Annotated in this window: 10 protein-coding genes; 6 read left to right on the forward strand and 4 right to left on the reverse strand. The window is 62.4% G+C overall.

From position 1 onward, the window contains the following. Window positions 1-47 precede the first annotated feature (47 nt). Window positions 48-13,046 carry a non-ribosomal peptide synthetase gene (locus NF676_RS18730; RefSeq protein ID WP_252886585.1) on the reverse strand — a complete coding sequence of 4,333 codons (12,999 nt, stop codon included), beginning with the start codon at window positions 13,044-13,046 and terminating at the stop codon, window positions 48-50. Window positions 13,047-13,416: 370 nt separating this feature from the next. Between NF676_RS18730 and NF676_RS18735 the strand changes: the two genes are divergently transcribed. After that, window positions 13,417-13,971: an RNA polymerase factor sigma-70 gene (locus NF676_RS18735; protein ID WP_008088195.1), complete on the forward strand. Its 555-nt coding sequence runs from the start codon at window positions 13,417-13,419 to the stop codon at window positions 13,969-13,971. A 136-nt stretch (window positions 13,972-14,107) separates the two neighbouring features. Here the strand turns inward: NF676_RS18735 and NF676_RS18740 are convergent, their stop codons facing one another. The 3 genes from NF676_RS18740 to NF676_RS18750 all read right to left on the reverse strand — a co-directional run bounded on the left by NF676_RS18740 (window position 14,108) and on the right by NF676_RS18750 (window position 16,722). Next, complete coding sequence (locus tag NF676_RS18740) at window positions 14,108-15,121, reverse strand: GNAT family N-acetyltransferase (protein WP_252886586.1); 1,014 nt, start codon at window positions 15,119-15,121, stop codon at window positions 14,108-14,110. An 85-nt stretch (window positions 15,122-15,206) separates the two neighbouring features. Next, window positions 15,207-16,004, reverse strand: coding sequence for a substrate-binding periplasmic protein (locus NF676_RS18745; protein WP_041478456.1), 798 nt, complete (start codon window positions 16,002-16,004; stop codon window positions 15,207-15,209). Between the two features lie 94 nt (window positions 16,005-16,098). Next, complete coding sequence (locus tag NF676_RS18750) at window positions 16,099-16,722, reverse strand: TetR/AcrR family transcriptional regulator (protein WP_041478455.1); 624 nt, start codon at window positions 16,720-16,722, stop codon at window positions 16,099-16,101. A gap of 184 nt (window positions 16,723-16,906) precedes the next feature. Between NF676_RS18750 and NF676_RS18755 the strand changes: the two genes are divergently transcribed. Genes NF676_RS18755 through NF676_RS18775 form a run of 5 tightly spaced genes read left to right on the forward strand, consistent with a single transcriptional unit; the run spans window position 16,907 to window position 23,190 of the window. After that, window positions 16,907-18,691 carry an acyclic terpene utilization AtuA family protein gene (locus tag NF676_RS18755; protein ID WP_252886587.1) on the forward strand — a complete coding sequence of 595 codons (1,785 nt, stop codon included), beginning with the start codon at window positions 16,907-16,909 and terminating at the stop codon, window positions 18,689-18,691. Window positions 18,692-18,703: 12 nt separating this feature from the next. Further along, on the forward strand, window positions 18,704-19,588 hold the full coding sequence (locus tag NF676_RS18760) for an SDR family oxidoreductase (RefSeq protein WP_073472477.1): 885 nt from the start codon (window positions 18,704-18,706) through the stop codon (window positions 19,586-19,588). Between the two features lie 3 nt (window positions 19,589-19,591). Beyond that, window positions 19,592-21,208, forward strand: a complete 1,617-nt coding sequence (gene atuC / locus NF676_RS18765; protein ID WP_252886588.1) for a geranyl-CoA carboxylase subunit beta — start codon at window positions 19,592-19,594, stop codon at window positions 21,206-21,208. Between the two features lie 30 nt (window positions 21,209-21,238). Further along, window positions 21,239-22,396: a citronellyl-CoA dehydrogenase gene (gene atuD, locus NF676_RS18770; RefSeq protein ID WP_252886589.1), complete on the forward strand. Its 1,158-nt coding sequence runs from the start codon at window positions 21,239-21,241 to the stop codon at window positions 22,394-22,396. Beyond that, complete coding sequence (locus tag NF676_RS18775; protein WP_150637791.1) at window positions 22,393-23,190, forward strand: enoyl-CoA hydratase/isomerase family protein; 798 nt, start codon at window positions 22,393-22,395, stop codon at window positions 23,188-23,190. The genes atuD and NF676_RS18775 overlap by 4 nt, the downstream gene beginning before the upstream one ends. The last annotated feature ends 111 nt before the right edge of the window (window positions 23,191-23,301 follow it).

Consider the following 23,301-nt stretch of genomic DNA (forward strand, 5'->3'; position numbering starts at 1 on the left):
TGTGGGAGCTGGCTTGCCAGCGAGGGGCCGGCCCAGGCGCCGGAGAACTACAACCCCTCCAACTCCGCCATCAGATCATTCAACCGGTCAACCTTCTCCTCTGTAATGTCGCTGGCCGCCAGCCCATCGATGTATTCGGCCAGTTCCTCCACCGTGCTGCACTCGAACATCGCGCGCAGCGGCACATTGCGTTGCAGGGCTTTTTGTACCCGCGAAGCGATCTGCGTAGCCAGCAACGAATGCCCGCCCAGTTCGAAGAAGTTGTCGCGCACGCCGACCTTTTCCACTTTCAGCACCTCAGCCCAGATATCAGCCAGGGTCTGCTCCAGCTCGTTGCGCGGGGCCAGATAATCCTCGCTCTGCAACTGACCGATCTCCAAGGCCGGCAAGGCTTTGCGGTCGAGTTTGCCGTTGGCATTGAGCGGCATCTGCTCCAGCCATAGCCAGTGCAGCGGCACCATGTATTCGGGGAGTTCGGCACGCAGGCGCTGCTTGATCCGCTCCAGGCGTTCGCCCGGGTTGAGCGCTGCGTCGGCCGCGACCAGATAACCGACCAGATGCTTGCCGTTGACGCCCTCCTGCACACCAACCGCAGCGTCACGCACTTCCGGTTGTTCATGCAGGCGCGCTTCGATTTCACCGAGTTCGATGCGGTAGCCGCGAATCTTCACCTGATGATCGACGCGGCCGACATATTCCAGCACGCCGTCCGCGCGGCGCCGCGCCAGGTCACCGGTGCGGTACAAGCGCTCGCCCGGCGCGCCGAACGGATTCGGCACAAACACCGGCGCGGTGCGCAGCGGATCGCTGACGTAACCGCGACCGACGCCGGTGCCGGCAACACATAACTCACCCACCGCGCCCAAAGGCACCAGATCCAGCGCGCCATCGAGCAGATACAGCAAGTTATTGTCGGTCGGCGTGCCGATCGGCAAGTAACTGCCGCGCGTCGAGGCCATGTCGACACGGAAGAACGCCACGTCATCCGAGCATTCCGCCGGGCCGTAAGCATTGACCAGACCAATATCCGGGTAACGCAGCAGCCATTGATGGGCCAGTTCCGGCGGCATCGCTTCACCGGTCGGCAGCATCCAGCGCAAGCCGTCGAGGCTCAGACGCTCGGAGCCGAGCATGCCCTGAATCAGCGACGGCACACTTTCGAGCACGGTGATGCCCTGCGCCTGCACATGCGCCAGCAGACCTTGCGGATCGTGGGCAATCGCGTTCGGCACGATGTCGACCCGCGCGCCGAACAATGGTGCGGCTAGGAACTGCCAGACGGAAATGTCGAAGCTTTGCGAGGCGGTCTGCGCAATCACATCGGCCTCGATCAAGTCGAGGTACGGACGTTTGCTCAACTGGTTGTTGAGCATGCCGCGCTGCTCGACCATCACGCCTTTAGGCAGCCCGGTCGAACCCGAGGTGTAGATCACATAGGCGAGATTATCCGGGCCACTGTGGATGCCCGGATTGTGCGTCGCTGCCGCCGACGCCTGCACCTCTTCCCACACCAGCAGGCGTGGACGATTCGAACAGCCAAACTCCTCGAGCAAGGTCTGCGCCTGTTCACGGCAAGCGGCGCTGCACACCAGCAACGGCGTGCGGCTCAGCTCAATGATGCGACTCAGACGCTGGCTCGGCAGGCCCGGATCCAGCGGCAGATAACCAGCGCCGGCCTTGAAGCTGCCGATGATCATGCCGAGCAGGTCGAGATTACGCTCGGCGAGCAGCGCCACCGGTTGATCCATGCGCACACCGGCAGCGACCAGGGCATGGCCGAGGCGGTTGGCGTTGTGATTCAGTTCGGCATAGCTCAAATGCTGATCGAGGCAACTGGCGGCGATGCGCTGCGGATGCGCCGCGACCTGCGCTTCGAACAACGCCACGTAGCTTTGCTCCAGCGGATAGTCGTGGCCGCTCTGGTTGCAACCGTGCAACAGGAAGTCGCGTTCTTCGTCGCCCAGCAGCGGCAAATCGGCCATGTCGCCATGGAAACCGTCGACCAGCGCCAGCAGCAGGCGCTTGAACTCATTGAGCATGCGCTCGACCGTCGATTCGTCGAAGTAACGCTGGTCATACGACAAATGCAAGCCAAGGTCATCGCCCGGGTAACACACCGCCGTCAACGGGAAGTTGGTGTGGGTGCGGCCTGAATCCGAGGTCGCATTCAGGCTCTGTGCACGATCAAGCACCGAGACTTCCACCGGGGCGTTTTCGAAGACGAAGAGGCTGTCGAACAGCGGCTGGCCTTTGGGCAATTCGCTCTGCTCCTGGATATTCACCAGCGGCAGGTATTCGTACTCGCGCAGTTGCATGTTGCTGTCGAGCAAAGCGCTGAGCCACTGGCGCACGCTGCTGCGCTGATCGTCCGCAGGCATCTTCACCCGCAGGGCAACGCTGTTGATGAACAGGCCGACGGTGCGTTGCATTTCCGGCATCTCCACCGGCCGCCCGGCCACAGTCACGCCGAAGAGCACGTCGCGATCGCCGCTCAGACGCCGCAAAACCAGAGCCCATGCAGCCTGGGCGAAGGTGTTGACGGTCAGTTGATGAGCCTGCGCAAGTTCCCGCAGCCGCATTCCGTCCTCGACATTGAGGCGGGTGTAGCGGTCGCCGACGATCATGCCGCCGCTTTCGCCAGCGTGCTCGCGCAAAAACGGCCGGTCGCTCGGGATCGGCGTGGTGCGCTCGAAACCTTGCAGATTCTGCCGCCACCACTGCCGCGCCTCGGCCAGGCTCTGGCGTTGCAGCCAGCCGATGTAGTCGCGATATCGCGGCGGCACGCTCAACTGCGCTTCACGACCTTCACCGAGGGCGGTGTAGATCTCGAAAAAGTCGTTCATCAGCAGCGAACGGCACCAGGCATCGATGAGGATGTGGTGGTTGCTCATCATGAACCAGTAACGCGCCGCGCCGACCTTGATCAGGCGCAGGTGAAACGGCGCCTGATTGAGCAGATCGAACCCGGCTTCGCGCTCGCTTTTCAGCAGCGCTTGCAGCTGTGGTTCCTGCTCGGTTTCGGCGACGGCGCTCCAGTCCAGATACTCGATCGGCGTGCGCCCCGGCGTGTGAATCACTTGCAGCATGTCTTCGCCAACGTTCCAGCAGAACGAAGCGCGCAATGCTTCATGACGAGCGATCACCGCTTGCCAGGCCTGGGCGAAACGCTCGGGGTCGAGCTCGCTGTTGATGCGATATCGATCCTGCATGTAGTACAGACCGGTGCCCGGCTCGAGCAAGGTATGCAGGAGCATGCCTTCCTGCATCGGCGTCAGCGGGTAGACATCTTCGATGTGCGCGGCCGGCACCGGCAGCGCATCGAGTTGCGCCTGAGTCAGTCTGGCTAGCGGGAAGTCCGATGGCGTCAGGCCGCCGGCGCCCTCTTGCAGACAATGGGCGATCAGGCTTTGCAACTCACCGAGGTAGGCGGCGGCCAGATCGTTAATGGTTTGCACCTCGTAACGCTCGGCACTGAAAGTCCAGCGCAGCAGCAATTCACCACCGTAAATCTGACTGTCGACACTCAGCTCGTTGGGCAACGGCGCCTGCGGATCGTGGGCTGCACCGATTGGCTCATCCAGCGGACGGAACAGCACATCGCTGCCGAAGCTCTGGTCGAACTGGCCGAGGTAGTTAAAGGTGATCGGCGCCTGTGGCAGCGCGGCCATGCTCTGGCGGCAGCCGTCATCGGCCAGATAACGCAACACGCCATAACCGAGACCTTTATGCGGAACGGCGCGCAATTGTTCTTTGATCGCCTTGATCGAAGCGCCCTGCCCGGCGGCCTCTTCGACATTGTGCGGAGTCAGGCGCAGCGGATAAGCGCTGGTGAACCAACCGACGGTGCGGGTCAGATCGATCTCGTCGAACAAGGTTTCGCGACCGTGTCCTTCCAGTTGAATCAGTGCCGAGGGCTGGCCACTCCAGCGGCACAGCACACGGGCCAGCGCGGTCAGCAGCAGGTCGTTGACCTGAGTGCGATAAGCGCTCGGTGCCTGTTGCAGCAATTGTCGGGTGCGCTCGGCATCGAGGCGCACGCTGACGGTTTGCGCATGACGATTCTGCCTACCGCCCTGCGGGTTTTCGCAAGGCAGATCAGCGCTCGGCCCGGCCAGTTGCGTTTGCCACCAACCGAGCTCTTCACGCAGGGATTCGCTGCCGGCATAAGCCTGCAAACGCGCGGCCCAGTCCTTGAAGGCGCTGGTTTTCGCCGGCAGTTTCAGCGGCTGCGCAGCGTCGAGTTGGCGATAGGCGGTTTGCAGATCATCCAGCAACACGCGCCAGGAAACGCCGTCGACGACCAAGTGGTGGATGGCGATGAACAGGCGTTGCTGAACATCCGCAACATCGACCAGCACCGCGCGCAGTAACGGGCCGTTGTGCAGATGCAGACTGCGTTGCGCGTCGGCGAACAGGGCTTCGCACTGATCCAGCGAATCGACGCTGACTTGCCAGAGCACATCCTCATTCGTCAGCGCTTGATGCGTCGCTTGCCATGCATCATCGGTTTCAGTGAAACGCAGACGCAGCGCATCGTGCTGTTCGATCACTGCCAGCAAGGCTTGCTGCAATCGTTGCGGCTCAAGGCGCACAGTCGGTTCCAGCAACAGCGCCTGATTCCAGTGCTGACGCTGGGGAATGTCCGTATCGAAGAACCAGTGCTGAATCGGTGTCAGGCGCGATTCGCCATCCACCAGGCCTTGCTCGGCCGTCACTTGCTGGGTGCGACTGGCAACGGCGGCGAGGGTCTGCACAGTCTGGTGCTGGAACAGGTCGCGCGGGCTGAAATGAATGCCCTGCTGACGCGCGCGGCTGACCACCTGAATCGACAGAATCGAGTCGCCGCCGAGTTCGAAGAAGTTATCGTTGAGGCCGACCTGCCTGACGTTGAGCACGTCGCACCAGATCTGCGCCAGGGTCTGTTCCAAGGCGTTGCTCGGTGCGACATAGTCCTGACGATTGAGCTCCAGATCCGGCGCCGGCAAGGCGCGGCGGTCGAGTTTGCCGTTGGCGGTCAGCGGCATGCTTGCCAGCAGCATCAGGTGGGGCGGCACCATGTAGTCCGGCAGTTGCGCCTTGAGGTGCGACTTGAGCGCTTCGCGAAGTTCAGCCTGTTGCGCTTCGCCTTGCCCGGCGACCTCCGTAACGAGGTAACCCACCAACTGCTTGCCACTCGGCGCATCCAGAGCCAGCACCACCGCTTCGCGGATCGAAGGGTGATCGAGCAGGCGCGTTTCGATTTCGCCCAGCTCGATGCGGAAGCCACGGATTTTCACTTGATGGTCGATCCGCCCCAGATACTCGACCAGACCATCGGCACGCTGGCGCACCAAATCGCCGGTGCGATACATGCGTCCGCCATCAGCGGCAAACGGGTCAGCGACAAAACGCTCGGCGCTGATGCCCGGACGGTCGTGATAGGCCTGGGCCAGACCGGCGCCACCGACGAACAGTTCACCGGTCGCGCCTTGCGGCACCACGGCCAGATCGGCGTCGAGAATGTAGGCGACCCGCGACCCGATCACGCTACCGATCGGCACACTGCCCGCGCCCTCTTCCAGCACCTGCGGCGCCAGACTGGCCAGCGGCATGACCACGGTTTCGGTCGGGCCGTAAGCATTGAAAAACTGCGCCGGTTGGAATGCCGCGCGAATGCGCTGCAGATGCTCGCCGGTCAGCGCCTCACCGCCGGTGATGATCATGCGCACCGGCAGGACTTCATTTTGGGTCGCGAGGAACTGCGCCAACTGGCTGCCGTAGCTCGGCGTGAAACCGAGGACGTTGATCCGATGCGCACGAATCAAGCCGCAGATTTCTTCCGCGTCCCACTGGCCCTGCGCCCGCAGTACCACCTGCGCACCGCTGAGCAGCGGCACCAGTAGACGTTCGGTGGCAGCGTCGAAGTTGATCGAATAGAAATGCAGTTCACAGTCGTCCGGGCGCATGCCGAAGCGCTCGATCACGGCCTGGCAGTGCATGGCGATTTCACCGTGGGAGACCACCACGCCTTTCGGTTTGCCGGTCGAGCCGGAGGTGTAAATCAGATAAGCCTGATGTTGCGGCAGGCTGATAAACGGCAACTCGCTGGCCGGGTAGTCGGCCAACCCGGCGCTGTCATCTTCCAGACACCAGCGCGCCACGTCTGGCGGTAGCTCGCCCAGCGCCTGGAACATCGCGCGATCGCTGAGCAGCAGGCCGATACGGCTGTCTTCGATCATGTAGTGCAAACGATCGAGCGGGTATTCCGGATCCAGCGGCACATAGGCGCCGCCCGCCTTGAGAATCGCCAGCAGGCCGATGACCATTTCCAGCGAACGCTCCAGCGCCAGACCGACCCGCACTTGCGGGCCGACCCCGCGTTCACGCAGCGCCCAGGCCAGACGATTGGCCCGGGCATCGAGCTCGGCGTAGCTCAGGGTCTGCCCGGCGAAAGTCAGTGCTGGCGCGTCCTTGCGCGCCAGCGCCTGCTCGGCGAACAGGTGATGGATGCACTGATCGAGACGATGCTCACCCGGCTCGATGCCGAGGCTGTCGAGCAGCTGCTGTTGCTCGGTGTTGTCGAGCAGCGGCAGTTCACTGAGCCGTTGCTGCGGATCAGCGATCAACGCTTCAAGCAGGTTGCGCCAATGCCTGGCCATGCGCGCGATGGTCGGTTCGTCGAACAGATCGGTGCTGTAAGTCAGGCAGCAGCCGAGGCGATGGTCGAGGTCGGTGACTTCCAGATTGAGATCGAACTTGGTCGCCCGCGCATCGTTGGCCAGGTACTCGACGGTCATCCCAGCGAGCGTGCGGCTCTGCTGGAATTCCCAGCGCTGCACGTTGCACATCACCTGGAACAGCGGGTTGTAAGCCGCGCTGCGTGGCGGCTGCAAGGCTTCGACCAGATGATCGAACGGCAGATCCTGATGGGACTGGCCCTCGATCACGGTGTGGCGCACCTGCTCGAACAGTTCGCCGACCGACATCTGCCCGTCGAGCCGGCAACGCAGCACTTGGGTGTTGAGAAACGCCCCGATCAGCCCTTCGCTTTCCGGGCGAATGCGGTTCGCCACCGGCGCGCCGATGCGCAGGTCGGTCTGGCCGCTGTAGCGGTACAGCAACGTGGCGAGCGCGGCGGTCATGGTCATGAACAGGGTCAGACCGTTTTGCGCGTTGAACGCCCGCACCCGCGCGGCGAGATCGTCGCTCAGATCGAAACGGAACAGCTCGCCCTGATGGCTCTGTACCGGTGGACGCGGACGGTCGCCGGGCAGTTCCAGCAGCGGATGTTCGCGACCGAGTTGCGCAGTCCAGTAATCGAGCTGGCGCTGGCGCTCGCCGGACTCCAGCCAGTTGCGCTGCCAGACGCTGTAGTCGAGGTATTGCACCGGCAGCGGCTCAAGCGGCGAGGCGCGCTCATCGACGAACGCTTCATACAGCGCGCTGAGTTCACGGGCAAAGATGTCCATCGCCCAGCCTTCGGTGACGATGTGGTGCAAGGTCAGGACGAAGTAATGCTCGTGCTCGGCGGTCTTGACCAGACAGGCGCGCAGCAGCGGACCGGTTTCCAGATCGAACGGCTGGTGCGCTTCTGCATCGGCCAGTTGCTGGACTTGTAGCTCCCGGACTTCTGCCGGCAGGCTGGAGAAATCTTTCCAGCCCATGCGCACGCCGGTCTCGGCATGCACCTGTTGGCGGGCGACGCCGTCAATGCTGGGGAACGTAGTGCGCAGGGTTTCATGACGCAGGATCAGTGCCTGCAACGCCGCCTCGAAATGCTCGACGTGCAGCACGCCGCGCAAGCGCGCCATGCCGCCGACGTTGTACGCCGGGCTGTCCGGTTCCATCTGCCAGAGGAACCACATGCGCTGCTGCGAATAGGACAACGGCACCGCTTGGCTGCGGTCGACTTTGCTGATCGGCAGCTGGGGGTTGGTGCGGCCGCTGACCTGGATCAGGCGAATCTGTTCGGCGTAATCGCCCAGTTCGCTGTGCTCGAACAAGGTGCGCAGCGGCAGTTCGACGTCACAGGCCTGACGTGTGCGCGAAATGATTTGCGTGGCCAGTAGCGAGTAACCGCCGAGGGCGAAGAAATCATCGCGCAGGCCGATCTGCTTCAGACCCAGCACTTCGCGCCAGATCGCGGCGATTTGTTGCTCCAGTTCGCTGACCGGTTCGACGTGTTTACGCACCTGCCATTGCGGCTCGGGCAAGGCGCGGCGGTCGAGTTTGCCGCTGGGACTCAGCGGCATCGCATCCAGGCGCAGCAATTGTGCGGGCACCATGTATTCCGGCAGCTCGGCAGCGAGGGCAGCTTTCAGCCGAATGATTTGCTCATCGGCATTTTCATCCGCATCGGTCGCCGTGAAGTAGCCGATCAGTTGCGCACCGGCAGCGGTTTCGCGCACCAGCACCACGGCCTGGGCGACGCCATTTTGCGCCAGCAGTCGCGCCTGGATTTCTTCCGGCTCAACGCGAAAGCCGCGCAGCTTGACCTGCTGATCGAGACGGCCGAGGTATTCGATCACGCCATCCGAGGACCAGCGCGCACGGTCGCCGGTGCGGTACAAACGGGCGCCCTGCTCGCCCAGTGGATCGACGACAAAACGCTCGGCGGTCAACGCTGGACGACCCAGGTAACCGCGAGCCAGACCAATACCGCTGATGCATAGCTCGCCCGGCACGCCCGCCGGCACTGGATTGAGATCGGCATCAAGGATGCGGCAGATCACATTGCCCAACGGCCGGCCAATCGGCGAGCGCTCGCCATCGGCGGCACTGCAATGCCAATGGGTGACGTTGATCGCGGTTTCGGTCGGGCCGTAGCGGTTGTGTAACTGCACCGCCGGCAGTTGCGCCAGTACCCGATTGCGCAGCTCGGCGGGCAAGGCTTCACCGCCGGAAAACACCCGGCGCAGGCTGGTGCATTCGGCACTCAGCGGCTCATCGATGAACAGCGCCAGCAGCGGCGGGACGAAGTGCAGCGTGGTCACGCCGTATTGCTGGACCAGTTGCGCGATGCGCTGCGGGTCACGGTGCTCGCCGGGCGCGGCAAGCAACAGCCGCGCGCCGGTGATCAGCGGCCAGAAGCATTCCCACACCGAGACGTCAAAGCTGATCGGCGCTTTTTGCATCAGCACGTCGGTTTCGTCGAGGCGGTACGTGTCCTGCATCCATTGCAGGCGCTCGGCCAGCGCGGCGTGGGTGTTGCCGACGCCTTTCGGTTGCCCGGTGGAACCCGAGGTGTAAATCACGTAGGCGAGGTTGTCGCCTTGCAGATGCAGGCCCGGTGCCTGGCTCGGCCATTTATCCAGGTGCAGCGCATCCATGGCGATCACGCTGACGCCATCGCTGGCCGGCAGACGCTCGAGCAATTGCGTCTGGGTCAGGAGCAGTTCGACGCCGCTGTCGCGGAGCATGTATGCAAGTCGTTCGGCCGGATAATCCGGATCAAGCGGCACATAGGCGCCGCCAGCCTTGATGATCGCCAGCAGGCCGATCAACAGTTGCGGCGAACGCTCGGCGGCGATGGCCACGCACACGTCCGGACCAACACCTTTGTCGCGCAGGTAATGGGCGAGCCGGTTGGCTTGCGCGTGCAGCTCGGCAAAATCCAGACGACCGCCGTCCCACACCAGCGCGGTGCGTTGCGGGGTGTTGCGCAATTGTTGCTCGAGCAGTTCCGGCAGCCAGTGTTGCGCCGGGGTGCACGGAGCGACGCTCCAGTCCTTCTGCTGATTCTGCTCGCTGGCGGTCAGCAAGCGCAGATCGCCAATGGCCTGCTGAGGCCGTTCGCAGACCTCGCTGAGCAGATTGTGGAAATGCTCGGCCAGGCGCTCGATGGTCGCGGCGTCGAACAGCTCGCTGGCGTAGTCGAACGACAGGCTCAGGCGCCCGTTACGATCCTCTTCACTGTGCAACTGCAGATCGAACTTGGCTTCGCGACTGTGCCACGGCAGTTCTTCGGCGAGCAGACCCGGCAGGCGCTTGAGCGCACTGAGGTCGCGCTGCTGATGGTTGAACATGACTTGGAACAGTCCCTGTTCGCGGGCCTGCGGGAAAGCTTCGAGCAGTTGTTCGAAGGGCAGATCCTGATTGGCCTGGGCGCCGAGTGCGGCCTGGCGGGTCTGGTTCAGCAGCTCGGCAAATGTCAGGCGCGAATCGATTTGCGCACGCAACACCTGGGTATTGATGAAGAAGCCGATCAGGCTTTGGGTTTCCAGGCGCGGACGGTTGGCGTTGGGCACACCGATGCGAATGTCGCGCTGACCGCTGTAGCGGTGCAGCAAACTTTGCAAGGCAGCGAGCAGAAGCATGAACGGCGTGGCCTGGTGGGCCTGCGCAGTCTGGCGGATCGCCTCGCTGAGTTCGGTACTCAAGCGCACGCTGTGGCGCGCGGCGCTGTGGTTGTGTCTGGCCGAGCGCGGGTGATCGGTGGCCAGTTCCAATGGCGGATGTTCTTCGCCCAACTGCGCTTTCCAGTACGCCAGTTGCCGCTCGCCCTCGCCTTGCGCCAGCCATTGCCGCTGCCAGTTGCCGTAATCGGCGTATTGCGTGGGCAGCGCTGCCAGCGTCGCCGTTGCACCTTGGGTAGCGGCGGCATAGAGGCGCGAGAATTCGTCGAGGAGGATATTCAGCGACCAGCCGTCAGCAATGATGTGATGCAGGGTCACCAGCAGTTGATGTTCTTCGTCATCGAGACGCACCAGTGTCACCGCCAGCAACGGGCCTTTTTCCAGATCGAACCGAGTGCGCGCCTCGTCTTCGCGAATCTGCTCGGCACGGGCTTCACGCTCGGACATTGGCAGGTCGCTGATGTCGATCAGTTGCAGGTTGAATTCGGCAGCGGCAAGCACTTGCTGCAATGCCACGCCGTCGCGCTCGAAGAAACGTGTGCGCAAAGATTCATGGCGTTCGATCAGTTGCTGGAAGCTTTTGCGCACGGCGTCTTCGTCGAGTTCGCCACGCAAGCGCAGGCCGCCGGGAATGTTGTAGGCGCTGCTCTGTGGATCGAGTTGCCAAGTGATCCACAGACGATTTTGTGCCAGCGACTGCGGCATCGGCTCGCTGCGCGACAAGGTGCTGATCGGACCTTGAGCGCTGCCGCCGTCCTGTTTTAGCTGCGCCACAGCGGCAGCGAAGGTGGACAGGGTTGGCGCTTCGAACAGCAGGCGCAGGCTCAGCTCGACACCGAACGCTTCGCGAACCCGCGCAACCACTTGCGTGGCGGCGATCGAGTTGCCGCCGAGCAGGAAGAAATGGTCGTCGCCACTGACCTGCTTGACGTTGAGTTGCTCGGCCCAGATTTGCCCGATCAACGCTTCAAGATCCGAAGTGCTGCTGGTCGCGGTTTCCGTTGCCGCTGTAATCGAAGGGAACAGCGCGTAACTGTCGAGGCTGCCATCAGCCAGACGATTGCGGCACGCCGAGCGCTGCAGTTTGCCGCTGGAGGTTTTCGGCAACGCGCCCGGATTGAGCAGCACCACCACGCTTGGCGCCTCCTGATACGCCTCGGCCACGGCTTGGCGAATGGCTTTGATCAGCGCATCTGGCGGAAGGATTTTCTGCACGCTGCGGCTGATTTCCGCAGCGATGCCGATGCCCTCTTCGCCGTTGTGAGTGACCGCGAACGCCGCCACACGCCCCTTGCGCACCACTTCGACTTCGCGCTCGACAGTCTGCTCGATGTCCTGCGGATACAGGTTATGGCCACGGACGATGAGCATGTCTTTCAGGCGCCCGGTCACGAACAGTTCGCCGTCACGGATAAAACCCAGATCGCCGGTGCGCAACCAGGTGCGGCCGGCGTGCTGCACGAAGGTCTTGGCGCTGGCTTCGGGGTTGCGCCAGTAACCGTGGGCGATGCTCGGGCCGGCGGCCCAGACTTCACCGACGGCATTGTCGGTCAGTTCCTCGAGCGTGTTGGGATCGACAATCAGCACCGCGTGCTCAGGCTGACTGATGCCGCAGCTCATGATCGCGCTGCCGTCGCCCGGCTCGGCGCGGTTTTGCGCCAGCGCCTGATCGTCCACGCGCAGTGCCGGGATGCCGGTGCCGCGCGGCGTGCCGGCGACAAACAGGGTCGCCTCGGCCAGACCGTACGAAGCCATGAAGCTGTTTTCGCTGAAACCGCAAGCAGCGAACTTTTCCGCGAAGCGTTCAAGGGTGTCGAGGCGAATCGGCTCGGAGCCAGAATAGGCCACGCGCCATCGACTGAGATCGAGGCGCTCAAGGGCCGACTCGCTGACCCGCTCACTGCACAAACGGTAGGCGAAATCCGGGCCGCCGCTGATGGTGCCGCCGTATTCGGCAATCGCTTCCAGCCAGCGCAACGGCCGGCCGAGGAAGTACGCCGGCGACATCAGAATGCACGGTACGCCGCTGAAAATCGGTTGCAGCAGACCACCGATCAGCCCCATGTCGTGGTACAGCGGCAACCAGCTGACGATGACGTCGTCCGGGTTGACGTCGATGCCGAAACCGTGACGGATCAGCAGTTCATTGGCGACCAGATTGCCATGGCTGACCTGCACGCCCTTGGGCAGCGCGGTGGAGCCGGAGGTGTATTGCAGGAAGGCGATGTGCTCGGGCGGCAGTGGCGGCTCAACCCACTGTTCGGCCAGTGCGCTGTCCAGAGTGTCGACGCACAACAGCGGCGGCGCGCCGTCGATTTGTTGCAAGGCATCGCGCAGATCGGCGCTGGTCAACAGCAGCTTGGGCTCGGCGTCGGCGATGATCGACAGCAAACGCTCCTGATGATGACGACGCGCGGATTCCGGCGGATAGGCCGGTACCGCAATCACACCGGCGTACAGGCAACCGAAAAACGCCGCGACGTAATCCGCGCCGCTGGGAAACAGCAACACCGCACGCTCACCGAATCCGGCCTCGGCCTGCAGCGCAGCGGCGAAGGTGCGCGCGCGTTGATCCAGTTCGCGATAGCTGAGCACCACAGCCTGCTCCGGGTTTTCGGCGAGAAAACGCAAGGCCAGTCGGTCCGGCGTCAGGGCTGCGCGACGCTTGAGGGCTTGGACCAGGGTGCTGGGGAGTTCGAACGCGTCGGTCATGAGGTTTCCTGCCTGAATTCGGCTTGCAAGTGGAATCGGGTGGCTGCGTCACACCTGTCGAGAGGCGTGCGGGGCGCGGTCTGTGCCGACCGCGCAAGGCATCGGAATGCGCTGAGGCCGGGGATCTGCACCCGGGCCATTCACCAATGAGAACGGATGGAGTGGGGAAATAATTAGTCGGCAGGCGCGACGTCCAGCGGGGCTGGGGTGCGGCGGCGTGTCGCAGTTCGCAAAACACATCGACTTACAGCACTACTTCTCTTTCTCATTTGACAATCATTATCATTCAACATAATTTGTCGCTCGATGTGTAGGACGGCGCCGTCCCCCGAGGCCCTCCCACTAACCTATTGGCAGCAAGGTGATTTCCATGACGGAACAAGTATCCACAAGCAGGTGCGATTCACCGCTACTTCAGGCATTCGTCGACAATCGACTGATTCTGGTCAAGATTGCAGCCCGCATTACCGGTTGCAGGTCTCGTGCCGAAGACGTGGTTCAGGATGCGTTTTTCCGACTGCAATCGGCGCCGCCGATCACGTCGTCGATCAAGGCTCAGCTGAGCTACCTGTTCCAGATCGTGCGCAACCTCGCCATCGATCACTACCGCAAGCAGGCGCTCGAACAGAAATACTCAGGCCCGGAAGAGGAAGGCTTGAACGTGGTGATTCAGGGCGCTTCGCCGGAAACTTCGCACATCAACTTCTCGACTCTGGAACACATCGCCGATGCGCTGACCGAGCTGCCCAGCCGCACCCGCTATGCCTTCGAGATGTACCGTCTGCACGGCGTGCCGCAGAAAGACATCGCCAAGGAACTGGGCGTATCGCCCACCCTGGTCAACTTCATGATTCGTGATGCTTTGGTGCACTGCCGCAAGGTCTCGGGCAGTCGGCGGGATGCGGTGATTGCGGGTCGTCGTTAGGATCCGGATTCTGCGTCAAGCCATTCGCGAGCAGGCTCGCTCCCACAGGGTTTGATCAACGACACAAACCCAGTGTGGGAGCGAGCCTGCTCGCGAAAGCGGCCTCAGACCCAACGAAATTCCGAGGCCGAACACATCAGGCCAACCGGCACCGATCAAAAAACCGCTCCCGCCCCAGAATCATCAGCGCCGCGCGCTTGTGCGGAAAATCGAATTCCTTCTCGCAGTGAAAACATTGGTTGTGCATATGTCCGATCATCTTCGCGTTGTCGGCACGTGGCTCGGCGACCACGCGCTGGGTGCGTGGATCATCGAGAAACAGGTAATGCACCAGCGCCGATAACCAGCTCGCCACTTTATGCGGGCCGCGATGACTTTCCTCGCCGACCAGCATGTGAATGCCACGGTCGTAATCGCCGGCATCGTAGAACGGCGCGATGCGATCTTCCTTGGCCCAGTAGGCTTCGAAGTAAGCGAAAGGCTGGTCATCGAAACAACCAATCAGCGTCAGCGTGTGCGGATCGGCCTCGAGCTTGCCGAGGTATTCGCGATGCTGCTCAAGGCTGCCCTCCTCCTGCCAGAAACTCGCCACGCGCGGGCTGTTCTGCCAGCGATTGAAGCGCGACAGATCTTCTTCGATTTCCAGCGTACGCAAGGAAATCCACGCGCCGAGCCGCGCATCGAAACGCCGATAGACTTCACCGCGCGGTTTCACCGGTCGCAGCGGATGGCGCCTGCCGTGGCTGATGACCATTTGCTGCGGATAGCTGCCGGTCAGTGAAGTGCCCAGCCACGGCTGCGGCAATTGCCAGAACAGCGTGCGCTCGCAGCGATATTCGCCGGCGACTGCGGTGTTGATCAGCAAACCACTGCGCAAGGCTTCGGTCGGTGGCTGATCGAGTTGCCAGATCAACTGCTGACACGCCGGGTCACGGGCGAACAGCCAATAACAGGCTGCCCACAAGGCGTGGCCGGGCGGCAGAGCGAAACGCTCGTCGAGCTGGATCGGGCCATTGGCCTCGCGGTCCAGGCGCAGCCGAATCAACGGTTGCCCGTCCAGGCTCAGGCTCAGTCGGCTCTCGGTAGCATCAGCGATCAATCGACTGCCCGAGGGCAGAGCCAGGGCAGTCAGGTCATTCAGATTGGACATGGGTCGGGCTCACGTAATCGTCGACAGTTCAACGAAGTGACGTGAGCCGGGAGGGGAAATTTAAGCGCGAGAGGCAATTAGCGCTTCAGTGATGAGGCGCCGGCATCACGGCAATCCTGTAGGGCTCGAAAATTCTCAGCAATTCGCCGTTGTCGCGCAAACGCTGCAACAGGTTGCCGAAGGCTTCGCCGGTGATAGGAGCGCTTGGCCGCAGAATCGCGTAATGATGATAGATCTGATCGGTACGCTGCGACGCCAACAGCTCATCGCGGACCTTCTCGTTGCGCAGCAGGTAATCGAACAGATAGGAACGGGTGACCAGGGCAATGTCGGCGCGCCCGCGCAGGACCATCAGCAGGTTGCTGTCGTGGGAATAGGTCAGCGTCGCGTTGTAGTTTTTCGCGAGATATTTCGGGTCGGCGTTGAAGTCGGCGAATTCGTAGTGATAACCGCTGAACAGCGCCAGACGTTTGCCCGACAGGCTCGAGAAGTAGTTTTGCTGGCGGCCGTCTTCGCGTTGCGCGACAAAAATCTCGGCGTCTTCCAGGCCCATGTCGACGTCGTCGTGGGGAATGTCCTTCCAGCCCCACTCGGGGTTCTCGAAGATCGCCATATCGATGCGGCCTTGCTTGAAATCACCGAAGCGGCGCGGGATCGACGTCGGCACCAGGACAAATTGATAGTCGCTCTGCGAGCGGTTCAGCGCCTCGACCAATTGCGGCAACAGGCCGGTGTCGGCGCCGTTTTCCGGGCGAATCGTATAAGGCGGGAAATGCGCGGCGCCGACCCGGACCAATTGCGCTGACTGAGCGGGCAATACCCATAACGCAGCCAGCGCAGCGAGCAGCAGCCCGGCGGCTGTCCGAATTGGCGAAGACTTCAAAACACCCCACTCCCCGAAAAAAAATAGCGATCAATGCATTCAAGCTAGGCGGTTTCGCCGACTTAGCCAGTTTCCCGGCCGGTCCGACAACCGTTCAACGCGCTTCGAGGACCAGAATCAACGCTTCATCGGCGAGTTGATCGAGGCTCAAACTGCCGCCGGCACGGAACCAGGTGGTGGTCCAGGACAGTGCGCCGGTAAGGAAACGTCGGGTAATAAAAACGTCGCCGCGAATAAAGCCGGCGTCCTTGGCCTCGCCCAGAACCTGCAACCAGATGTCTTCATAAACATCACGCAAAGCGAGGACTTTAGCCTGACCGTCCTCGGACAATGAGCGCCATTCGTACACGAGCACGGCCATCGCCTCGCCACTGCCGCCCATGATCGACTGCAACTCGCAACGAATCAGTGCCAGCACCCTTTCGCGCACATCGCTCGCCTCGGCCAGCGCTGCGCGCATCAGCGCGGTGTTGTAGCGGATGGTTTCCTCCATCACCGCGCGGAGAATTTCATCCTTGCTTTTGAAGTGATGAAAAATGCTTCCCGACTGAATGCCCACAGCACTGGCCAGATCACGCACTGTGGTGCGCTCATAGCCTTTGTTGCGAAACAGGTGAGCCGCCACTTGCAGCAATTTGCCACGGGCGCTGTCCGGGTCGGTCAACTGGCCTTGGTCGACCAGTTCGCGCATGACCCGCAGGGCTTTTTGCTCGTCCACCCGTTCTCTCCTACAGTCGATCAGTGTGTTGCCCCCTGTAACCGCAGGGTTGCGCGCAATTTAAGCCGCGCGCGGGCACCAAGCAAGCGCTTGGGCAGAAGAATGTTTCGCCTGTTTACAAACCAAGCGCTTGCTTGGTAGCCTCCAGACACTTCTGTCGCAGGTCCCTGAGTCGGAGATAAAAATGCCAACCACCGTGCGAATCGGCTGCGCCAGTGCTTTTTGGGGCGACACTTCCACTGCTGCCGCCCAGCTTGTCTCCGGCGGAAACCTGGATTATCTGGTGTTCGATTATCTGGCCGAGATCACCATGTCGCTGATGGCCGGCGCGCGCCTGAAAGACCCGCAGGCCGGGTTCGCGGGTGACTTCGTTGAAGTGCTGGCGCCGCTGCTGACGCAACTGGCCGAACAGAACATCCGCGTGATCAGCAATGCCGGCGGGGTCAATCCGCAGGCTTGCGCGGCGGCCCTGCAAGCGGCCTGTGACCAGGCCGGGGTCCAGCTGAAGATCGCCGTGTTGCTCGGCGACGACTTGCAAGGACAGCTCAAAAACCCCGCCGATATCCGCGAAATGTTCAGCGGCGCGCCGCTTCCGCGCATGTGCGTGTCGACCAACGCCTACCTCGGCGCGCCGGGGATTGTCGAAGCGTTGCGCCTGGGTGCCGACATCGTCATTACCGGCCGGGTGGTCGACAGCGCCGTGGTCAGTGCGGCGCTGGTTCACGAATTCGGCTGGTCGTGGCATGACTACGACAAACTCGCCCAGGCCGCGCTGGCCGGGCACATCATCGAATGCGGCGCGCAGTGCACGGGCGGTAATTTCACCGACTGGCGCGAGGTACCGGATTACGAGCACATCGGTTTTCCGATCGTCGAGGTCAGCGCCGATGGCCAGTTCCTCGTCAGCAAACCCGAAGGCTCCGGCGGACTGGTCACGCCGTTGACCGTCGGCGAGCAGATGCTCTACGAAATCGGCGATCCGCAGGCCTATCTGTTACCCGACGTGATCTGCGATTTCACTCAGGTCAAACTTCAGCAACAAGGCAAAAACGTCGTGCAGGTGCACGGGGCCAAAGGCCTGCCGCCCAGCGACAAATACAAGGTCAGCGCCACGTACCCGGACGGTTTTCGCTGCACCGCCAGTTGCCTGATGGCCGGCATCGACGCAGTGGACAAGGCGCGGCGGGTCAGTCAGGCAATCATCGACAAGACCGCCGAGATGTTCAGCCTGCGCGGCTGGGCGCCGTACAGCGAAACCCATGTCGAACTGCTCGGCAGCGAAGCCACCTACGGCCCCCACGGCCAGCGCCGCGACAGCCGTGAAGTGGTGATCAAAATCGCCGTGCGCCATCCCGACAAACGCGCACTGGTACTGTTTTCCAGAGAGATCGCCCAGGCCGCGACCGGCATGGCGCCGGGCTTGACCGGCATCGTCGGCGGTCGTCCGACCGTATACCCCCTCATCCGTCTGTTCTCTTTCCTCATCGATAAAAGCGCCTGCACCCTGCAAGTCGACATCGCTGGTGAGCGCCATCCGTGCGCCCTGCCCGACCCGGTGGCTCTGGACAGTGCAAATTTGCCGATCGCCCATCAGCCACCCCGACCCCAGGGCCGCGCCGATGCCAGTGTGCCGTTGGTGAAACTGGCGGTGGCGCGCTCCGGCGACAAGGGCAACCACAGCAATATCGGCGTGATGCCGCGCCATCCCGATTACCTGCCGTGGATCGCCGAAGCGCTGACCACCTCGGTGGTGGTCGACTGGATGCGGCACGTCCTCGATCCGCTTCTCGGGCGTGTCGAACGCTGGTATCTGCCCGGCACCCACAGCCTCAACTTTCTTTTGGAAAACGCCCTCGGCGGTGGCGGTGTCGCCAGTCTGCGCATCGACCCGCAAGGCAAAGCCTTCGCCCAGCAACTATTGGAAATCCAGATCCCGGTGCCGCAGAGCATCGCCGAACAGCTCGACTAAAGGATGGTGTGCATGGCTTACGCGTCGATTTTCCGCGCCGATCTGTTCAGCGGCCAGAACCTGATTGTCACCGGTGGCGGCAGCGGCATCGGTCGCTGCACCGCCCATGAACTGGCGGCGCTCGGCGCCAATGTGCTGCTGGTCGGGCGCAAGCCGGAAAAGCTGGAAAAAGTCGCCGCCGAAATCACCGAGGACGGCGGCCGCGCGCACTGGAAGGCCTGCGATATCCGCGATGAAGAAGCGGTCAAGCAACTGGTCAAAGAGCTGATCGCCGAACACGGGCCGATCCACGGCCTGGTCAACAACGCCGGCGGCCAATACCCGTCGCCCTTGGCCTCGATCAATCAGAAGGGCTTCGAAACCGTGCTGCGGACCAATCTGGTCGGCGGCTTTCTGATGGCCCGCGAAGTGTTCAACCAGTCGATGAGCAAACATGGCGGCAGCATCGTCAACATGCTCGCTGACATGTGGGGCGGCATGCCCGGCATGGGCCACTCTGGCGCGGCGCGTTCGGGCATGGACAACTTCACCAAGACTGCCGCGTTCGAGTGGGGTTACGCCGGGGTCCGGGTCAACGCGGTGGCGCCGGGCTGGATTGCGTCCAGCGGCATGGACACTTACGAAGGCGCATTCAAAGCGGTGATTCCGACCCTGCGCGAGCATGTGCCGCTCAAGCGTATCGGCACCGAATCGGAAGTCAGTGCGGCGATCGTGTTTCTGCTCAGCCCGGCGGCGGCATTCATCAGTGGCACCACAGTGAAAATCGACGGCGCCGCCAGCCTTGGCAGTCGTGCCTGGCCGCTGCACAAGGCCAGCCACAGCGAATCGTTCAATGGTTTCCACCGCGCGTACTTACCAGAAGTGTTGCGTCCCGACGTGCTCAAGGACAAGGAATAAGCCATGGCGCAGATTCAGTCGCAACTCGATCCGCACAGCGAAGCGTTCGCGCGCAACCGCGCGGCCATGCTCGCCGCCATCGAGCAGGTGCAGCAGCTCGAACAGAACCTGCTGAACAAGGCCGCCGAAGCCAAAGAAAAATTCAGCAAACGCGGGCAACTGTTGCCCCGCGAGCGCTTGAACCTTTTGCTCGACCCCGGCGCGCCGTTCCTCGAACTGGCCAGCCTCGCCGGCTACAAGTTGCACGACGACAAGGACGGCAGTTCGGCCGGTGGCGGGCTGATTGCCGGCATCGGTTATGTCTGCGGCATCCGCGCGATGGTGGTCGCCAACAACAGCGCGATCAAGGGTGGCACGATCTCGCCGAGCGGCCTGAAAAAATCCCTGCGCCTGCAACAGATCGCTCGGGAAAACAAACTGCCGATGATCACCCTCGCCGAAAGCGGCGGTGCCAATCTCAACTACGCGGCGGAGATTTTTGTCGAAGGCGCGCGCAGTTTCGCCAATCAGGCGCGCATGTCCGCGATGGGTTTGCCACAGATCACCGTGGTGCACGGCTCGGCCACCGCAGGCGGCGCCTATCAACCGGGGTTGTCGGATTACGTGGTGGTTGTGCGCGGCAAGGCCAAGCTGTTTCTCGCCGGCCCGCCATTGCTCAAAGCGGCGACCGGCGAAGTGGCCACCGATGAAGAACTCGGAGGCGCCGAAATGCACGCGCAAGTCGCCGGCACTGCCGAATATCTCGCTGAAAACGACGCTGACGGCATACGCCAGGTCCGCGACATCATGCGCATGCTGCCATGGAACGAGCAGTTGCCGTGGCTGCCGGAGCCGCAATTCAAAGAACCGCTCTACCCCATCGACGAACTGCTCGGGCTGATCCCCGACGATGCAAAAAAGCCCTACGACGTGCGCGAAATCATCGCGCGGATTGCTGACGAGTCGGACTTCCTCGAATTCAAAGGCGAGTTCGATCAGCAAACCCTTTGCGGCCAACTGAAAATCCAGGGCCGCGCCTGCGGCTTCATCGGCAACAACGGCCCGATCACCCCGCAAGGTGCGAGCAAGGCGGCGCAGTTCATCCAGTTGTGCGACCAGAGCCAGACACCACTGCTGTTTTTTCATAACACCACGGGTTTCATGGTCGGCACCGAATCGGAACAGCAAGGCGTGATCAAGCACGGCTCGAAACTGATTCAAGCGGTCGCCAACGCACGAGTGCCTAAACTGACCATTGTCGTCGGCGGTTCCTACGGCGCCGGCAACTACGCCATGTGCGGACGCGGGCTCGATCCGCGCTTCATCTTCGCCTGGCCCAACAGCCGCACGGCAGTGATGGGCGGCGCACAGGCCGGCAAGGTCTTGCGCATCGTTACCGAAACCAAACAGCTCAAGGACGGCATCGAGCCCGATCCGAAAATGCTCGACATGCTCGAACAGATGACCGCGCAGAAACTCGACAGCCAGTCCACCGCACTGTACGGCAGCGCCAACCTGTGGGACGACGGCCTGATCGACCCGCGCGACACCCGCACCCTGCTTGGCTACTTGCTGGATATTTGCCACGAAGCCGACAGGCGCACGCTGCAACCCAACAGCTTCGGCGTCAGCCGCTTCTGACCGCCACGGATCCTACGGAGAACAACAACAATGATCTTCACCCCGGAACACGAAGCCCTGCGCCGCACCGTCCGCCAGTTCGTCACGCACGAGATCAACCCGCACGTCGAAGAGTGGGAAAAGGCCGGACGCTTTCCCATCCACGAAATTTTCCGCAAGGCCGGTGAGCTGGGCCTGCTGGGCATTTCCAAGCCGGAAAAATTCGGCGGCATGGGCCTCGACTACAGCTATTCGATCGTCGCCGCCGAAGAGTTCGGCACCATTCATTGCGGCGGGATTCCGATGTCGATTGGCGTGCAGACCGACATGTGCACCCCGGCGCTGGCGCGCTTCGGCTCCGATGAACTGCGCGAAGAATTTTTGCGTCCGGCCATCACTGGCGAACAGGTCGGTTGCATCGGCGTTTCCGAAGTCGGCGCCGGCTCCGATGTCGCCGGGCTGAAAACCACGGCACGCAAGGAGGGCGATGACTACGTGATCAACGGCAGCAAGATGTGGATCACCAACTCGCCGAGCGCCGATTTCATCTGCCTGCTGGCCAACACCTCGGACGACAAGCCGCACATCAACAAGTCGCTGATCATGGTGCCGATGAACACCCCGGGAATCAGCCTCAGTTCGCACCTGGACAAGCTCGGCATGCGCAGCTCGGAAACCGCGCAGGTGTTCTTCGACAACGTGCGCGTGCCCCAGCGCAACCGCATCGGCCATGAAGGCGCGGGGTTCATGATGCAGATGCTGCAGTTCCAGGAAGAACGTCTGTTCGGCGCGGCGAACATGATCAAGGGCCTGGAATATTGCATCGACAGCACCATCGAGTACTGCAAGGAGCGCAAGACCTTCGGCAACGCGCTGATCGATAACCAGGTGATCCACTTCCGCCTCGCCGAATTGCAGACCGAAATCGAATGCCTGCGCGCCCTGGTCTATCAGGCCACCGAGCAATACATCAAAGGCCAGGACGTCACGCGCCTGGCATCGATGGCCAAGCTCAAGGCCGGACGCCTCGGCCGTGAAGTCAGCGACAGCTGCCTGCAATATTGGGGCGGCATGGGCTTCATGTGGGACAACCCGGTGGCCCGCGCCTATCGCGATGTGCGCCTGGTATCGATTGGCGGCGGCGCCGACGAAATCATGCTGGGGATCATCTGCAAACTGATGGGCATCCTGCCGGGGAAAAAGAAATGAGCCGCCTGCCCGATTGCCAGACGCTGTTGCTGGAACTGCATGGTGGCGTGCTGCACATCACCCTCAACCGCCCGGACAGCCGCAACGCGATGAGCCTGCAAATGGTCGCCGAACTGCGCGCGGTGCTGGCGGCGGTGCGTGATGACCGCACAGTGCGGGCCTTGGTGCTCAGCGGTGCCGGCGGGCATTTTTGCGCCGGTGGCGACATCAAGGACATGGCCAGTGCCCGGGCTCAGGGCGCGGACGCTTACCGCGAGTTGAACCGGGCGTTTGGCGCGCTGCTGGAACAAGCCCAACATGCGCCGCAAGTGCTGATCACTGTGCTGCAAGGCGCCGTGCTCGGCGGCGGCTTCGGCCTGGCTTGCGTCAGCGATATTGCGATCAGCGATCACAAGGCGCAGTTCGGCTTGCCGGAAACCAGCCTTGGCCTGATCCCGGCGCAAATCGCACCGTTTGTGGTGCAACGGCTCGGCTTGACCGAAACCCGCCGACTCGCGCTGACGGCGGCGCGTTTCGATGGCGCCGAGGCGCAGCGATTGGGGCTGGTGCATTTCGTTGAACAGGATGCGCAAGCGTTGGCCGAGCGACTGGATGAGGTGTTGCAACAGGTGCTGCGCTGCGCACCGGAAGCGAATGCGATGACGAAAAAATTGTTGCTGGCGAGTGCCGGACAGCCGTCGAGCGCATTGCTCGATGAGGCGGCGCAGTGGTTCAGCGCGGCGGTGACTGGAGACGAGGGAATCGAGGGGACCATGGCATTTATGCAGAAACGTAACCCTCGGTGGGTCAGCTAAAAGCTTCGCGAGCAGGCTCGCTCCCACAGGTCGAAATGCATTCCAAATGTGGGAGCGAGCCTGCTCGCGAAGAGGCCATCCCATTCACCGCTATCATTTCAGGAACCCCAC

Origin of the sequence: Pseudomonas siliginis, assembly GCF_024072275.1 — a bacterium.
GTDB lineage: Bacteria > Pseudomonadota > Gammaproteobacteria > Pseudomonadales > Pseudomonadaceae > Aquipseudomonas > Aquipseudomonas siliginis.